Annotated in this window: 13 protein-coding genes and 2 pseudogenes; 11 read left to right on the top strand and 4 right to left on the bottom strand. The window is 57.0% G+C overall.

Annotated elements, in window-relative coordinates; genetic code table 11:
• Positions 1–112: 112 nt before the first annotated feature.
• From RZS32_RS06970 to RZS32_RS06920, 11 genes and pseudogenes are all read left to right on the top strand, one after another.
• Entirely contained in the window at positions 113–1,042 is a 930-nt protein-coding gene (locus tag RZS32_RS06970; RefSeq protein WP_317057853.1) for an ABC transporter ATP-binding protein, read from the top strand.
• On the top strand, positions 1,039–1,800 hold the full coding sequence (locus RZS32_RS06965) for an ABC transporter permease (RefSeq protein ID WP_317056295.1): 762 nt from the start codon (positions 1,039–1,041) through the stop codon (positions 1,798–1,800). The genes RZS32_RS06970 and RZS32_RS06965 overlap by 4 nt, the downstream gene beginning before the upstream one ends.
• A 126-nt stretch (positions 1,801–1,926) precedes the next feature.
• Positions 1,927–2,723, top strand: a pseudogene (locus tag RZS32_RS06960) (S49 family peptidase).
• Positions 2,704–2,894 (top strand): annotated as a pseudogene (locus RZS32_RS06955) (hypothetical protein). Before RZS32_RS06960 ends, RZS32_RS06955 begins: the two co-directional pseudogenes overlap by 20 nt.
• Positions 2,891–3,859, top strand: a complete 969-nt coding sequence (locus RZS32_RS06950; protein ID WP_317056292.1) for a calcium/sodium antiporter — start codon at positions 2,891–2,893, stop codon at positions 3,857–3,859. The pseudogene RZS32_RS06955 and the gene RZS32_RS06950 overlap by 4 nt, the downstream one beginning before the upstream one ends.
• Before the next feature lie 13 nt (positions 3,860–3,872).
• Positions 3,873–4,670 (top strand): SDR family oxidoreductase, encoded by a 798-nt coding sequence (locus RZS32_RS06945; protein WP_317056291.1) that lies wholly within the window; start codon positions 3,873–3,875, stop codon positions 4,668–4,670.
• A 287-nt stretch (positions 4,671–4,957) separates the two neighbouring features.
• The gene (gene uvrC, locus RZS32_RS06940) at positions 4,958–6,841 is read left to right on the top strand and encodes an excinuclease ABC subunit UvrC (protein WP_317056290.1); all 1,884 of its coding nucleotides are present in this window, start codon (positions 4,958–4,960) and stop codon (positions 6,839–6,841) included.
• Positions 6,842–6,940: 99 nt separating this feature from the next.
• Positions 6,941–7,600, top strand: coding sequence for a CDP-diacylglycerol--glycerol-3-phosphate 3-phosphatidyltransferase (pgsA, locus tag RZS32_RS06935; protein WP_317056289.1), 660 nt, complete (start codon positions 6,941–6,943; stop codon positions 7,598–7,600).
• Positions 7,601–7,603: 3 nt separating this feature from the next.
• Positions 7,604–7,849 (top strand): molybdopterin converting factor subunit 1, encoded by a 246-nt coding sequence (gene moaD / locus RZS32_RS06930; RefSeq protein ID WP_317056288.1) that lies wholly within the window; start codon positions 7,604–7,606, stop codon positions 7,847–7,849.
• A gap of 5 nt (positions 7,850–7,854) precedes the next feature.
• Positions 7,855–8,298 (top strand): molybdenum cofactor biosynthesis protein MoaE, encoded by a 444-nt coding sequence (locus RZS32_RS06925; RefSeq protein WP_317056287.1) that lies wholly within the window; start codon positions 7,855–7,857, stop codon positions 8,296–8,298.
• 74 nt (positions 8,299–8,372) lie between these two features.
• On the top strand, positions 8,373–8,663 hold the full coding sequence (locus tag RZS32_RS06920) for an SCP2 sterol-binding domain-containing protein (protein WP_317056286.1): 291 nt from the start codon (positions 8,373–8,375) through the stop codon (positions 8,661–8,663).
• 3 nt (positions 8,664–8,666) lie between these two features.
• Here RZS32_RS06920 and RZS32_RS06915 read toward each other — a convergent pair whose 3' ends face one another.
• The 4 genes from RZS32_RS06915 to RZS32_RS06900 form a co-directional block, all read right to left on the bottom strand.
• Positions 8,667–9,308, bottom strand: coding sequence for a class I SAM-dependent DNA methyltransferase (locus RZS32_RS06915; protein ID WP_317056285.1), 642 nt, complete (start codon positions 9,306–9,308; stop codon positions 8,667–8,669).
• Between the two features lie 17 nt (positions 9,309–9,325).
• Entirely contained in the window at positions 9,326–10,168 is an 843-nt protein-coding gene (locus tag RZS32_RS06910) for an urea carboxylase-associated family protein (RefSeq protein WP_317056284.1), read from the bottom strand.
• A gap of 207 nt (positions 10,169–10,375) precedes the next feature.
• Positions 10,376–11,341, bottom strand: a complete 966-nt coding sequence (locus RZS32_RS06905) for a D-cysteine desulfhydrase family protein (protein WP_339106857.1) — start codon at positions 11,339–11,341, stop codon at positions 10,376–10,378.
• 85 nt (positions 11,342–11,426) lie between these two features.
• Positions 11,427–13,073 (bottom strand): FAD-binding dehydrogenase, encoded by a 1,647-nt coding sequence (locus tag RZS32_RS06900; RefSeq protein ID WP_317056281.1) that lies wholly within the window; start codon positions 13,071–13,073, stop codon positions 11,427–11,429.
• Positions 13,074–13,101: the final 28 nt, after the last annotated feature.

Here is a 13,101-nt window from a genome sequence, read left to right as displayed (position 1 = left end):
TATGCAAAAATGCACAAGTCCCTCGGGTGATGTGTATGTTGCACACCGAAGTCAGGGAGTTAAATTGCCCGATACGCCATCACCAGGCATGCGCGTGAAAAGCGGGGACACAATGCCAGCTATTGTCGAGGTTAAAGACCTTAGAAAAACCTATAATGGAGGGTTCGAAGCGCTCAAGGGCGTGTCTCTGACCATTCAGGCAGGTGAAATCCTTGCATTGCTGGGGCCCAATGGGGCGGGCAAGACGACCCTTATTTCGACGCTGTGTGGCATCACCCAGCCCAGCTCTGGCTCCGCCATTGTTGGCGGCCATGACATTCAGAAGGATTTCAGAGAGGCGCGGCGGTTGATTGGGCTTGTGCCACAAGAGGTGGCGCTGGAGCCGTTTGAGAAGGTGATCAACACGGTGCGCTTTTCGCGGGGGCTTTTTGGCAAGCCGCGCAATGATGCGCTGATCGAGCGGATTTTGCGGCAGCTGACCTTGTGGGACAAACGCGACGCGCAGATCAAGGAACTGTCGGGCGGGATGAAGCGCCGGGTGCTCATTGCCAAGGCGCTCTGTCATGAGCCACGGGTTTTGTTTTTGGATGAGCCCACTGCGGGCGTCGATGTCGAGTTGCGCCGGGACATGTGGCAGATCGTTGAGGAACTGCGTCAGGACGGTGTGACCATTATCCTGACGACGCATTACATCGAAGAGGCGGAGGCGATTGCCGACCGCGTGGCGGTGATCAACGGGGGTGAAATCCTTTTGGTCGAAGAGAAAGCTGCGCTAATGAAGCAGCTGGGGCGCAAAGTGCTTCGGATTGACCTCACCACGGCGGTGCAGGCCGTGCCAGAGGCGCTGGCCGGATATGATCTTGAGCTGAGTACGGATGGCGCCAGCCTGACCTACACCTACGACACACGGGCCGAGCGGACGGGTATCACGCGGCTCCTGCAGGATCTTGCAGGGGCGGGGCTGTCGCTGCGTGATATTCAGACGAAAGAGTCCAGTCTGGAAGAGATTTTCGTGGGTCTCGTAAAGGAGGGTGCGGCATGAACTTCCTTGCGATCAGAGCCATCTATAAATTTGAAATGGCGCGGTTTTTTCGCACGCTTTTGCAGAGCTTTGTATCGCCGGTTCTGTCGACCTCACTGTATTTCGTTGTCTTTGGGGCCGCGATAGGCTCTCGGATTCAAGAGGTGGAAGGCGTCAGCTATGGCGCGTTCATTGTGCCCGGGTTGATCATGTTGTCGGTCATGACACAGGCCATCTCGGCGGCGTCATTCGGGATTTACTTCCCAAAATTCATCGGCACAATTTTCGAGTTGCTCTCCGCCCCGGTCACCTTCTTTGAGATTGTCATTGGTTATGTCGGTGCGGCGGCGACCAAGGCGCTGTTCATCGGCACCGTGATCCTTGCCACTGCTGCGCTTTTTGTGGACCTGCAAATTCAGTATCCACTCGCCATGGTGGCCTTCCTTCTGATGACCTGCATAAGCTTTTCGCTTTTCGGGTTCATCATCGGCATATGGGCGCAGAGTTTCGAGCAGCTACAGCTTGTGCCCCTCCTGATCGTCACGCCTCTGGTCTTCCTCGGTGGGTCTTTTTACTCAATCTCGATGCTGCCACCGGTCTGGCAGACCATCACGCTTTTCAATCCGGTGGTCTATCTTGTCTCGGGCTTTCGCTGGTCCTTTTTTGGGCAGGCGGATGTGTCCATCGGTTTTAGCCTTTTCGCCATCGCAGCCTTTACTGCGATCTGCTTGTTTCTGGTCTGGCGCATCTTCAAAACGGGCTACCGCATCAGAAGCTGAGGCGGAAAAATGACGGGAGCGTATGGCGTGGCCAAAATGCCCGTGACCCAATCTTTTTAGGTCACGTTTTCAAACCATGACGCCACACACCTTGTCGGCGCGGGCTCGACATTCTACATGCCACCAATGGAATTGCGTCTGCCTTTCATCAACCGGAACCCTATGGTTGCGGTCGTTCGCTTGAACGGTGCCATTGGCGCCGGAGGGCGGTTGCCTCTGAATGACGAGGCCATGGCGCCCGTGATTGAAAAGGCCTTTCGCAAAGGCAAGCCCGCTGCGGTGGCTTTGGTGATCAATTCGCCAGGGGGTCGCCGGTGCAATCGGCGCTTATTGCCGCGCGTATCCGAAGGCTGGCGGAGGAAAAGGAAATTCCGGTCCATGCCTTTGTTGAGGATGTGGCGGCGTCTGGCGGGTATTGGCTGGCAAGCGCGGCGGATGACATTTGGGTCGATGAGAATTCGATTGTCGGGTCTATCGGGGTGATCTCGGCGGGGTTCGGGGCGCATGTGTTTTTGTCAAGACAAGGCATTGAGCGCCGTGTTTACACCGCCGGAAAATCCAAGAGCACGCTCGATCCCTTCATGCCGGAAAAGAAAGAAGATGTGGCGCGGCTCAAGTCCCTGCTTGAGGACATGCACACGTCGTTCACAGCTCAGATCAAGACGCGACGTGGTGATCGGTTGACCAGTGATGTGGATCTTTTCACAGGTGAATTCTGGTTGGGCTCTCGTGGTGTTGAGCTTGGCTTGGCTGACGGGGTCGGGCATCTGGTTCCCAAGCTCAAACAACTCTACGGCGACAAGGTGCGCTTCTCGGTCTATGGCCGCAAGCGGGGTCTTTTTCAACGCTTTGGTATGACCATGGCCGAAGACGCCTTTGCCGCAATAGAAGAGCGCGCGGCTTATGCGCGGTTCGGTCTCTGACGTGCTATCGAAGATCGCCATACTCTTTCTGGTGTTCATGGCCATTCTGGCGATGTTCGGGCGACTGCGCTTTCCTGGGCAAAAAAGCTTCAATCCGCCAAGTGCTCTAAATGCGGACGGTTTCGGATCGGAAAGGGACGCTGCCCATGTGGTAAGGATGGCCGCGCATGATGCCTTGGCTGCTCTCTGGCCTGGGCCTGCTGATCTTGCTTCTGGCTGGGGATGCTCTTGTCAAAGGCGCCGTGAACCTAAGCCTTCGTCTGGGTGTTCCAGCGCTTATCGTGAGCCTCACCATTGTCGCCTTTGGCACCTCTGCACCTGAACTGTTGATCGCGATCAACGCCGTTCTGGAAGGCAAGCCGGGCCTGGCTCTGGGCAATGTTGTTGGCTCCAACACAGCGAACATTCTGTTGGTGATGGGCGTCCCGGCGATGCTTGCCGTGCTCTACACGTCACATTGCAACACGCGCAAAACCTATGTTTTCATGATCGTATCGACGCTCGTGTTCATTGCTCTTGCATTTCGAGGCGTATTTGATGCGCTCGCGGGGTCCATATTGCTGGCGATTTTGGCCTATGTGCTGTTCGACGCTTTTCGCGATGCGCATCGCCATCGCAAGTCCTGTGGCGCACCGGAAGCCGGATGTGCCGAGGAGGACGAAGAAGAGCTTGAAGGCGCGGATCCAAACATGCCCTGGTGGCAGATCATTGTCTTTCTTGCGCTTGGGCTTGTTGGGCTGCCACTGGGCGCGGATTTGTTGGTCACCAATGCGTCGATAATCGCCAAGAGCTTTGGGGTCAGCGATGCTGTGATCGGCCTGACGCTTGTGGCGCTGGGCACATCATTGCCGGAATTGGCAACGACCGTTATGGCCGCACGGCGTGGACAGGCGGATGTGGCGTTGGGCAATGTCATTGGGTCGAACATGTTCAACCTATTGGCCATTATCGGCATCACAACGCTTGTTGGGTCGATCCCTGTTGATCCTGAGTTCCTCAGATTTGATTTGTGGGTGATGCTAGGTGCATCGCTCCTCATTATCCCGTTCGTTTTTTTCAAGCGCGACATTACCCGAGTCTGGGGTGTTTGTTTGACTGCGCTATATCTGGTCTACATTCTTGTTGTCTTGACCTGAGGGGAGCAACTTTGTGGCAAAGACTTCACCAAAACGCGCGCTTGTAACCGGGGCGGGCAAAAGAGTTGGCCGGGAAATGGCGCTGTATCTGGGGCGTCGAGGGTTTGATGTGGCGGTTCACTACGCCACCTCTTCTGCCGGGGCCGACGAAGTTGTTAAAGAGATCCGTTCGATGGATCAAACAGCCGCTGCGCTTCAGGCGAACTTGCTTGATGAAGGTGCCGTACAGTCGCTGGTCCCGAGTGCAGTAGCGGCGCTGGGTGGGCCGCTGACTTTGCTCGTGAACAATGCGTCGATTTTTGAGCAGGACACCTATGAAACGGCGACGCGACATAGTTGGGATATGCATATCGAGTCCAATCTGCGGGCGCCATTCGTGCTCACGCAGGCGCTGGCCTCGCAAATCCCGGACCCGGTGATGGACGACATGAACGAGCCGGTCGCCCAAGGTTTGGTGGTTAACATGATCGACCAGCGTGTGCGCAAGCTGACTCCGGATTTCGCGAGCTATACGATTGCGAAGATGGGTCTTTGGGCGATGACCAGAACTGCCGCGCAGGCGCTGGCCCCGCGTGTGCGCGTCAACGGAATTGGGCCAGGGCCGACCCTACAAAGTACGGAACAAACATCTGAGCAGTTTGCCAAACAACGGGCGCGTACGGTTCTTAAACGTGGTGCGAGTCCGGCAGATATCACGGCGGCCTTGGGCTATTTCATCGACGCTCCTGCCATCACAGGGCAGCTACTTTGCGTCGATGGTGGACAGCATCTTGCCTGGCAAACTCCCGATGTGGTGGGTGTCGATCTGTGATGTGCAGCGCCAAGTTGTTCACCGTTCACGGAATTGACATGCAGTCTTCACAAAAGTTTTAATGTTTTCAGTGTTTTGACTTTGGAAGAAGTTTTTTCCTTTTAAAATCAAAAGGCTACATAACTGCCTATTTTTTAGGCAAATCAACGAAAGCGCCTGAAAACAACGAAAAAACCACCCTGTCCAAAAGTTATCAGCAAACTTATCCACATCTTTCGTGGACATGTTTCCTCTTGCTCCCACTTCGATAAGATTGCAGCGCAGCATGAGAATCATAAGTCAGGCATATGTCCGAGCAGACACCGCATTCTGAGGCCGATGAAGAACCCATCCCGACAGGGCATGAGGTTATCCTGAGCTATCTCAAAACCCTTGATGGATCGCCGGGTGTATACCGGATGTTGGGGGCGCAGTCGCAGGTGCTTTATGTGGGCAAGGCGCGCAATCTGAAAGCACGGGTGTCGAGCTATTCGCGACCAACGGGGCACACGCCGCGTATTGCGCGGATGATCTCGGAGACCGCGTCGATGATGTTCCTGACGACCGCCACGGAAACCGAAGCGCTCTTGCTTGAGCAAAACCTGATCAAGCAGCTCAAACCGCGCTACAATGTGCTTCTGCGCGACGACAAGAGTTTTCCAAATATCCTTGTCACGGGGCATGACTTCCCGATGATCAAGAAGCACCGTGGCGCGAAAAAAGAGAAGGGGCGCTACTACGGTCCCTTTGCCAGTGCCGGTGCTGTAAACCGCACATTGGGTCAGCTACAGCGCGTGTTTCAGTTGCGCAATTGCACAGACACGCAGTTTGAAACGCGCACGCGTCCCTGCTTGCAATATCAAATCAAACGCTGCACTGCGCCTTGTGTCGGGCTGATCTCAAAGCCAGAATACGCGGCGCAAGTAGCCGATGCACAACGCTATCTCTCAGGCAAATCCACAGAGATACAGGAAAAGCTCGGAGCGCAGATGCAAGAGGCGTCTGAAGCGATGGAGTTTGAGCGCGCTGCTGCACTTCGCGACCGGATCAAGGCGCTGACGCAGGTGCAGACTGCGCAAGGCATTAACCCGCGCACCGTGGATGAGGCTGATCTTGTGGCATTGCATATGGACAAAGGTCAGGCATGTGTTCAGGTCTTCTTTATCCGGGCTGGGCAGAATTGGGGGAACAAGGACTTCTATCCGCGTGTCGGCGCAGATGTTGCCGAGGCCGAGGTTTTGGAAGCGTTCCTGGGACAATTTTATGACACCAAGGATCCTGCACGGCAACTGATCCTGAGCCATGAGATTGAGAATGCGGACCTGATGGCGGATGCGCTGTCGGGCAAGTTGGGACGCAAGGTTGAAATCCTTGTCCCGCAACGTGGCGAGAAGGCGGAGTTGATCGAGGCCGGGCTACGCAATGCGCGGGAAAGTCTGGCGCGCAAGATGTCGGAATCCGCGACGCAGGCCAAGCTGCTCAAGGGTGTTGCTGAGGCGTTTGATCTGCAAGCCCCGCCTGAGCGGATCGAGGTTTATGACAACTCGCACATCCAGGGTGCGTTTGCCGTCGGGGCCATGATCGTTGCCGGCCCGGAAGGGTTCATGAAGAGCCAGTATCGCAAGTTCAATATCAAGGGTGAAGAGTTAACCCCGGGAGATGACTTCGGGATGATGAAAGAGGTTCTGAAGCGACGATTGAAACGGCTGCAGAAAGAAGATCCTGAACGGGAGAAAGGGCTTTGGCCAGATTTGCTTTTGATTGACGGGGGTGCCGGGCAGGTGAGCGCAGTGGCTCAAATCATGCGTGAGATGGGCGTCGACAATCTGCCGATGGTGGGCGTGGCCAAGGGCGTGGACCGGGATCACGGCAAGGAAGAATTCCACCGGACAGGCAAAATGCCAATGGCGTTACGCCACAATGATCCGGTGCTCTATTTCATTCAACGCTTGCGTGATGAAGCACATCGGTTTGCGATTGGTACGCACCGGGCCAAACGCGCCAAGGCGGTGGGCGCATCGCCGCTGGATGACATAGCCGGTGTGGGTGCTGCACGAAAACGGGCGCTTTTGGCGCATTTTGGATCGGCTAAGGCCGTGAGCCGAGCCGCTCTTGCAGATTTGAAGGCGGTCGAGGGGGTGTCCGAAGCGTTGGCGCAAAAGGTCTATGATCACTTTCATGAGAAAGGGTGAGAGCTTTTGCCCCCCGCGCTCCCCAGAGTATTTCCGGAACGATGAAAGCCGCAAGAACAGGGCTTTCCCCATGTGGCGCTTGGGTCTACTAAGTTCTTTATGACATGGAACATTCCAAATGTGCTGACTCTGCTGCGCCTATTGGCGGCGCCAATGGTGGCAGTGATGTTCCTTTACTTCAATCGCCCCTGGGCGGATTGGTTTGCCCTGGTTCTGTTTGTCAGCGCGGCAGTGACCGATTGGTTTGATGGGTATCTGGCACGCCTTTGGAAACAGACAACAAAGCTTGGCACGATGCTTGACCCCATTGCAGACAAGGCGATGGTGGTAATCGCATTGGCTGTGATCCTGGGGTATTCCTCTATGTCTCCCTGGCTGGTGCTTCCGGCCACAGTCATTCTGTTTCGTGAGGTGTTTGTTTCGGGCCTGCGCGAATACCTCGGCGACACGGCGGGGACGTTGAAGGTCACACAATTGGCCAAGTGGAAAACGACGTTTCAGATGATCGCCATTGCCGTGCTCTTTGCTCAAGGCGTGTTCGAACACTACTTTGGTATGTCTTCGCTGGGAATGAATGATCAGATTGTGGTCGATATTCTGGAGGGGCGTGAGGAAGATCTCTTTGGTCTACGCTGGAAGTTTCAGGGGATGATCATATCTGGACATGCAGGGCTGTGGCTGTTGTGGCTGGCTGCAGCCATGACGCTGATTTCCGGGATCGACTATTTCCGCAAGTCGGTGCCGTATCTGAAGGATTGAGCGATGGATGTGCTTTATTTTGCCTGGGTGCGCGAGCGGATCGGTCAACCCAAGGACACAGTAGATACTGGTGCCGCGACGGTGCGTGAGCTGGTACAAGAATTGCGTGCGCGTGAGCCGCGCTATGAAGCGGCCTTTGCCGATTTGGATGCGTTGCGCGTGGCCGTCGATCAGGAACTTGCCGACTTTGATACGCCCTTGTCCGGGGTGCGCGAGGTCGCGTTCTTTCCGCCCATGACCGGAGGTTGAGGCACATGGACGTGCGCGTTCAGGATGTTGAGTTTGATCTGGGCGCAGAACTGAACAGGTTTGCCGCACGGCAGACCGGCATGGGTGCCGTTGTCAGCTTTACCGGTATTGTGCGTGACCTCGCCGAGGGGCTCGATGTGATGCAGATCGAGCATTATCCGGGCATGACCGAAAAGGCGCTGACCAAGATCGCTCAAGAGGCCAAGACGCGGTGGTCGCTTGGGGATGTTCTGGTCATTCACCGACATGGCGCGCTTAGGGCGGATGACCTGATCATGATGGTGGCCACCTCGGCCCCGCATCGGGTGGATGCCTTTGCAGCAGCGGAATTTCTGATGGACTATCTGAAGTCTCGCGCGCCGTTCTGGAAGAAAGAAGTCACTAAATCAGGCGAAGATTGGGTGGCGGCTAAGGATGAAGACGAAGACGCGTTGACGCGCTGGAACTGACGTAAGGTTTGCGTTGACCCGTGCGCAGCCCGGCGTCAGACCAAACCAATATCCAGACCAAAGGACCCGCCGAGATGAGTGCTGTTGTTGCCGAATATGTCGAAAAACTGGACCCAAAAGCCAAGGGGACCATTCGTGGGACTGCGAAGCTCGTCATCACTGGGGAAGGCTCGGTGATGCTTGATGAAGCAGGCGCGCGGGAAGGTGACGGCGAGGCGGATGTGGTGCTCATCGCCAGTGACGAGGTGTTTCGGAATATTCTTTCGGGGGATCAAAACCCGGTCATGGCCTTTATGTCTGGCAAGCTGAAGGTTGAGGGCAACACGCAGCGGGCGTTGAAAGTGAGCGCGATACTCACGGAATGAATGTCAGGACACGTTCATCACCCAAATCTCACAAATGAATTGCGGCTCGGTTGTCGGCATCATCTGGAAGGGTTGGCCGCGCTCGGTGACGCGCAGTTTGCCTGCGGATTCCAACTCAGCCAGCACATCGGCATAACCAAATTCATCCCACGTGCCCTGAACCGCTGCAAAGATGATTTTACCGCCGGGCCGCACCAGCCGGGCGTATTCCCGCAAACTGGCGCAGGGAACTTGCGTGGTGGTTCCACAGCTGACAAGCGCATCGGCACAATCGGCATCTAACGCTGTTTGCTGACTCAGATCGCACTGGTGCAGTGCGGCATAGATGCCTTTGGTGCGGGCGATGTCCAGCATGTTTTCAGAGAAATCCAGTGCGGTGAGATGATTGAACCCTTCGCGCTGAAGGGCCTCGCCCACCAGTCCGGTGCCAGCACCTGCATCAATGATGCTCATGTCCGGTGTGAGATGCCGGGTTGCCGTTTTGGCCAGTTCCAGCGGCGCAAGATAGTCGTCCACCGATCCGACATCGCCGTCATATTGTGCAGCCCAGATATCGTAGCGACGGCGCAGTTCCTGGTTGTCGGGCGCGCGGATGACCCAATCCACGCGGTCGGCTTGATTGTCGGGGAGTTCTTCCTGTCCCATGGAGATGTCCTTTCGCTCTAGCGCCCGTGACTGCGGTCATAGCCGTTGACATCAGGGCTCTGCCATTCGTCCAGCGCGCCAGCTTGCGGGGCGAACACCTCGACCTTGAGAGGATAGCACACCGCTGTGTCGCTGGAATGTTCAGACGAACAGTCGCCGCCGGGACAGGCGCTGAGCGCGCCAAGGATGTCGATTTCGGCGAAGAACTCGATGTAGTCGCCGGGTCGCACGGGACTCGATTTCATGAAATACTGGCCCGTGTCGCGGGTGAAGCCGGTGCACATGAAAACGTTGAGGACGTCATGCACGTGTGGCTCGGCTTCAGACAGAGAAACACCCAACTCATCCGCCAAGGCCCGCGTGAGATTGGAATGACAGCAATGGTGATACTGCGATCCGGCCAGCAGGTTCCCTGTGTAGGGATCGCAGCGTGTGCCAATCACGTCATGCACTGAGCCGCCATAGGCGTCGATGCCGTACCAGCCTAGAGTGTCCTCGGTGATCGTCGCCATGGGGCGCAGGTGCGGAAAGCTTGACCACATGCGTTCGCCGGTGGTCAGGTGCGTGCCGTGCAAGGCGCGGCTTTTGCCGGAGTAGAACCGTTCACTCAGATCGTTGGCATTCCATAGGTTCAGGTCGCCCACTTGGGAGCCTTCGACACTGGTGATGCGAAAGAATTGTCCTGCGGCGGCACGAAAACAGGCAGCCTCACGCGGGGGCGCGATGACCTCATCAATCTTCGTGGCCCCGTCGCGTGCAGCCTGATAAAGTGCCAGATTGGGCTTGGGCAGTGTATCGTTGGGATAGCATATCACCGGTTTGACGGCGCGGCGCGCATCGGCATCAGGGGGTTGGGTCATGAGCGGATCACCTTTTGGAAAACGCGTGGCAATCTGACGGCACTTTGCCATCGGATGTAAAGACTTCAGCACCACAGGCGGCACAGCGATAAAGGCTTTGGCCGTCCTGATCACCTGAACGCACCGCCCGCCATCGGCACGAGCGCGTCCGGCGGTTGGCGAAAAGAACAATCAGAATAAAGGCTATGATCAGCCCAACAACGACGATCATTTGAGCTTGGCGTCCAATAGGTCAGCATAGGCAAAGAGCGCCGGCTGCCCGCCTGTATGCCAGAACAGGACACGCTTTCCGGCCAGTCGATCTTTTTGAGCGAGAAGCCCGGCCATGACTTTTCCGGTGTAGACGGGATCAAGGATCAGCCCTTCGGTGCGTGCAGTGAGTTGCATAGCCGAGATCAGTGGGTCAGAAAGCTGGCCATAGCCGGGCGCAAAGGCGCTGTCGTCGAGGCGGATATCTTTGGGCGTCACCGGGTTTTCCATGCCCGTCAGTTCAGCCAGATCTTGTATGCGTCTCGTGACTCGATCCGTTTGCACTTCTGCGTTTCGGCGCACGCAAATACCGGTCACTGGAGTTTTGTCGCCGAGCGCGCGTAGTCCAAAGAGCAGGCCGCAATGGGTAATGGCAGAGCCGGACGCCAGGAAAATCTCGTCGAATTGCTCGGCCTGTGACAACAATTCAATCGCGGCATCCGCGTATCCCAATGCCCCGGTGGGTGGCTGATCCGCCGAGAGCGGAACAATGAAGGGGTGTTCCCCGGCATGGCGCAAGTCTTCTGCGATCACCCGCAGTTGCGCGTCTGCTCCCGCTTCATCCTCGCCTTCGGGATAGCTGTGCAGTGTCGCGCCAAGCAACCGGTCCAGAAGCACATTGCCGTTCTCGCGATATATCTCGTTTTTGCCCGGCACACGGTCTTCCAGCTGTATGTGGCACCCCATGCCAAGACGCGCGGCCATCGCCGCCGCAGTGCGTACGAAATTCGACTGTATCGCCCCGGTGATCAGAACTTGCGTGGCCCCTTCGGCTTGTGCCTTGCCGAGATAGAACTCCAACTGCCGCACCTTGTTGCCGCCCAGACCCACCCCGGTGCAGTCGTCGCGCTTGACCCAAAGGTCGATGCCAACGGATTTGCCAAGGTTTAGCATCGGTTCAAGCGGGGTGGGGAGATGTCCCATCCGAGCGCGTGGAAATCGTTTCAGGTGGTCATGCAAAGTCATGCCTTACTAGCACCCGGACAGAGGCGATTTGTCAATCTGCGGGTCAGGCGGATTGACCGGCCTTGAGACCCGAGAAAACACACCCGCCCAGGAAGGTTCCTTCCAATGCGTTGTATCCGTGGTAACCGCCACCTCCAAAACCTGCGACTTCACCAGCCGCAAGAAGCCCTTCAAGTACTGACCCATCAGACCGCAAGGCTCGCGCCTCAAGATCGGTGTGTAATCCACCCAAGGATTTACGTGTGAGAATGTTCAGCCGCACGGCGATCAATGGGCCGTTCTCGGGGTCCAGAATGGCGTGTGGCTTGGCCGTACGGATGAGTTTATCCCCGCGATAGGCACGGGCCTGACGGATCGCGATGATCTGAGCATCCTTGGCGAAAGGGTTGTTCAGCTGTGCATCGCGCGCGGCGATCTGGGCATGCAGATGGGTCGGATCCAGCGGCGTATTTGGCGTGAGCCTGTTCATCTCGTCGACCAATGCATCAAGGGTTTGTGCCACGACAAAGTCTGCGCCGTTGTCCTTGAATGCCTCAACAGCGCGTGTGACCCCTTTGCCCAGACGCTCCTTCAACACGGCGCTCCATTTGCCCGATGTCAGGTCTGGGTTTTGCTCGCTGCCTGACAGCGCGAATTCCTTTTCGATGATCTTTTGCGTGAGGATGAACCAGCTGTGGCTGTGGCCTGTGGACAGGATGCGACGCAAAGTTGAGAGCGTGTCAAACCCGGGCAGGCAAGGCGCCTCCATCCGGTTGCCCTGTGCATCAAACCATATCGAAGACGGCCCTGGCAGAATGCGAATGCCGTGATTGGGCCAGATCGGATTCCAATTCTGCACTCCTTCGCAATAGTGCCACATGCGGTCTTCGTTGATGGCATCGGCCCCGGCAGCTTTGGCAATCTCCTGCATCTGGCCATCCACGTAGTCGGGCACGCCCGCCACCATGCGGTCCGGGGCGGGGCCAAGCCGGTCTGTGGGCCAGAGGGCGCGCACCTTGTTATGGTCACCGCCAATGCCGCCTGAGGCCACGATCACGTTCTCGGCTTCAATTTCGAAGCTGCCTGTAACTTCGCGCGTAGTGGATGCCCCGCGAACGGCTTCATCCTCGGCCAAGACCTCACCGTGCACACCTGTGATCCTGCCATCGGTCGCAACAAGCTCGGTCACGCGGTGCCGAAACGCAAACTGCAATTGTCCGGTGGCCTCTGCCTCTCGGGCGAGCTGCACAAAGGGCGCAATGATGCCTTCGCCCGTGCCCCAGGTGATGTGAAAACGTGGTACGGAATTGCCGTGCCCATCTGCGGCGCCACCGCCACGCTCGGCCCAGCCGACTACGGGAAACCATCGCATCCCGATCTCTTGCAGATAAGTTCGCATTGGACCTGCGGCGAAGTCGAGATAGGCGCTGGCCCAGGCCTGTGGCATCGCATCTTCGGCGCGGTCAAACCCGGCACTTCCCAGCCAGCCCTGTTCTGCCAAAGCGCGGCTGTCGCGGATGCCCATGCGCCGCTGTTCGGGGGTGTCGATCATGAACAAACCGCCAAGGGACCAAAACGCCTGACCGCCCAATGATTGCGGTCCTTCTTGGTCAATGAGAACGACTTTGCGCCCTCGCTTTGTTGCTTCAAATGCGGCAACGAGGCCGGACAAGCCGCCCCCGATGATCGCAACATCTGTTTTGTCAGGCATTCTTCCCTCCCGTTGTGGACCAGCCTAA

It is taken from the genome of Roseovarius sp. W115, assembly GCF_032842945.2.
GTDB lineage: Bacteria > Pseudomonadota > Alphaproteobacteria > Rhodobacterales > Rhodobacteraceae > Roseovarius > Roseovarius rhodophyticola.
The sequence above is the reverse complement of the archived record's forward strand: the minus strand, read 5'-3'. Positions and strand labels throughout refer to the sequence as shown.

Excerpts from the sequence above, each read along its gene's own strand:
- RZS32_RS06965 (WP_317056295.1), top strand. The coding sequence starts at position 1,039 with ATGAACTTCCTTGCGATCAGAGCCATCTATAAATTTGAAATGGCGCGG.
- RZS32_RS06925 (WP_317056287.1), top strand. The coding sequence starts at position 7,855 with ATGGACGTGCGCGTTCAGGATGTTGAGTTTGATCTGGGCGCAGAACTG.
- RZS32_RS06910 (WP_317056284.1), bottom strand. The coding sequence starts at position 10,168 with ATGACCCAACCCCCTGATGCCGATGCGCGCCGCGCCGTCAAACCGGTG.
- uvrC (WP_317056290.1), top strand. The coding sequence starts at position 4,958 with ATGTCCGAGCAGACACCGCATTCTGAGGCCGATGAAGAACCCATCCCG.
- moaD (WP_317056288.1), top strand. The coding sequence starts at position 7,604 with ATGGATGTGCTTTATTTTGCCTGGGTGCGCGAGCGGATCGGTCAACCC.
- RZS32_RS06950 (WP_317056292.1), top strand. The coding sequence starts at position 2,891 with ATGATGCCTTGGCTGCTCTCTGGCCTGGGCCTGCTGATCTTGCTTCTG.
- RZS32_RS06970 (WP_317057853.1), top strand. The coding sequence starts at position 113 with ATGCCAGCTATTGTCGAGGTTAAAGACCTTAGAAAAACCTATAATGGA.
- RZS32_RS06920 (WP_317056286.1), top strand. The coding sequence starts at position 8,373 with ATGAGTGCTGTTGTTGCCGAATATGTCGAAAAACTGGACCCAAAAGCC.
- RZS32_RS06905 (WP_339106857.1), bottom strand. The coding sequence starts at position 11,341 with ATGGGACATCTCCCCACCCCGCTTGAACCGATGCTAAACCTTGGCAAA.
- RZS32_RS06900 (WP_317056281.1), bottom strand. The coding sequence starts at position 13,073 with ATGCCTGACAAAACAGATGTTGCGATCATCGGGGGCGGCTTGTCCGGC.
- pgsA (WP_317056289.1), top strand. The coding sequence starts at position 6,941 with ATGACATGGAACATTCCAAATGTGCTGACTCTGCTGCGCCTATTGGCG.
- RZS32_RS06915 (WP_317056285.1), bottom strand. The coding sequence starts at position 9,308 with ATGGGACAGGAAGAACTCCCCGACAATCAAGCCGACCGCGTGGATTGG.